The sequence below is a fragment of the Fulvivirga aurantia genome, assembly GCF_009711475.1.
Classification (GTDB): Bacteria; Bacteroidota; Bacteroidia; order Cytophagales; family Cyclobacteriaceae; genus Fulvivirga; species Fulvivirga aurantia.
In genome coordinates this window covers 1-1,905 of the sequence record NZ_SMMD01000350.1, presented here as the reverse complement: position 1 = coordinate 1,905, position 1,905 = coordinate 1, and the positions used below count along the sequence as shown (strand labels likewise).

At 38.3% G+C, this 1,905-nt stretch carries 2 protein-coding genes; one reads left to right on the top strand and one right to left on the bottom strand.

Going from position 1 to position 1,905, the window contains the following annotated elements:
• Positions 1-97: 97 nt before the first annotated feature.
• On the top strand, positions 98-970 hold the full coding sequence (gene sucD / locus E1176_RS01735; protein WP_155208853.1) for a succinate--CoA ligase subunit alpha: 873 nt from the start codon (positions 98-100) through the stop codon (positions 968-970).
• Positions 971-1,028: 58 nt separating this feature from the next.
• Here the strand turns inward: sucD and E1176_RS01730 are convergent, their stop codons facing one another.
• Entirely contained in the window at positions 1,029-1,814 is a 786-nt protein-coding gene (locus E1176_RS01730; protein ID WP_155208852.1) for a DUF3298 and DUF4163 domain-containing protein, read from the bottom strand.
• Positions 1,815-1,905: the final 91 nt, after the last annotated feature.

The window sequence follows — 1,905 nt, the reverse complement described above, 5'->3', positions numbered from 1 at the left end:
GCATGAGTTACATGCACGACCTTATTTATCGTAACTCATGGCTTTGCTAATGCCACATATTGTTATATTTTTGTGCAAATTTTAATCAAGCATATCCATGAGTGTATTAGTAAATAAAGATTCAAAAGTTATAGTACAAGGATTCACAGGGTCTGAAGGTACTTTTCATGCCGAGCAAATGATCGATTACGGTACAAACGTAGTTGGTGGTGTAACTCCAGGTAAAGGTGGAAGTATTCATTTAGGCAAACCTGTATTTAATACTGTATCTGATGCAGTGGAGCAAGTAGGGGCTAATGTTTCTATCATATTTGTACCACCTGCATTTGCTGCTGATGCAATTATGGAAGCTGCCGATGCCGGAATAAAAGTGATCATCGCAATTACTGAAGGTATCCCGGTAAAAGATATGGTAGCAGCTAAAGAATATATAACTGATAAAGATGTGGTGCTTATCGGGCCAAACTGCCCTGGTGTGATTACACCTGGTGAGGCTAAAGTGGGTATCATGCCTGGGTTCGTATTTAAGCAAGGTAAAGTAGGTATCGTTTCAAAATCAGGTACACTTACTTACGAAGCTGCTGATCAGGTAGTGAAAGCTGGTTATGGTATTTCTACTGCTATCGGTATAGGTGGTGACCCAATTATCGGTACTTCTACCAAAGAGGCTGTAGAAATGTTGATGAATGACGATGATACAGAAGCTATCGTTATGATTGGTGAAATTGGTGGTAACTACGAAGCTGACGCTGCTAGATGGATTAAATCAAAAGGTAATCCTAAGCCGGTAATCGGATTTATCGCTGGTCAGACTGCACCAAAAGGTAAGAGAATGGGCCACGCAGGAGCGATCATTGGTGGAGCTGATGATACTGCTGAAGCAAAAATGAAAATTATGAATGAGTGTGGACTTCAGGTGGTTGAGTCTCCAGCTAACATTGGAGAGACACTTAAGAAAGCACTTAGCTAATAAGATACAATACTTATTCCCAAAAGCACGTCTTCTCATGAAGACGTGCTTTTTTTGTTTAATTCAATTTCATTTTAAGTATCGGCTTTAGCTCTTCATAAGAAATGAAAATCTCTGAGGCACCACTGGAGTAAGGGGCTATTTCGTAAGGGTTGTAGTAAAATTTTATTCCCTCATCTATAATCCCAAAGTTGGAGTTGTATAGTTGGTTTTCTTCGAAGTTAAAGTCCTGAAAATTGGCAGAGTCTGTCTGATCTTTGAAGTTGCTCAAGGCCAACTCATTTAGTCTGGTTTCAAAGTCAGAAACGAATACATCATTTAAGGTATAGATGTCGCCATCGGATAGATCGAAATTAACATAGTACATTTCATCTGTGCCATGTGCGCCACCGGTATATATACTAGTTGACGTTTGAATGGTGAGTATATGATTGACAGTATCAGAATAAATGACTTTGCTTACTACTTTACTATACCAGCCAAAAGCATTGTCAAATTTTGATTGAATGGTTTTATAATCTTCGATAAACTGATCGGTATAATCCTCAAAACCTGTATTAATTGAGTCTTTTAGGTATTGATTAAGGATGGTAGACTTTAGCTTAGCCTCGATCCTTTTTGTGGTGGCCGAGTCTAGTCCAGACAGTTGCGGAAATTCAAAAGTAACCTTGGTGCAGTATACAGAGGTGTCACTTTCACATTTACCATACTGCTTTTCATAGGATTGTTGCTCGATGCGCAAACGTTCTTTCTCAGGCGCTGTTTGATCTTGTTTATTTTCCTGTTCAAAATTACAGGCAGTAATACACAACAGGCTAATCATTACAGGTAGAATATTTTTCATATAGATCTTTACATTAAGGCACGAAATATATGAAATAAAAAAGTAAGCCGATAAGGGCTTACTTCTTTTAATTGGCTAGGTTAATTTTCTA

Excerpts from the sequence above, each read along its gene's own strand:
- E1176_RS01730 (WP_155208852.1), bottom strand. The coding sequence starts at position 1,814 with ATGAAAAATATTCTACCTGTAATGATTAGCCTGTTGTGTATTACTGCC.
- sucD (WP_155208853.1), top strand. The coding sequence starts at position 98 with ATGAGTGTATTAGTAAATAAAGATTCAAAAGTTATAGTACAAGGATTC.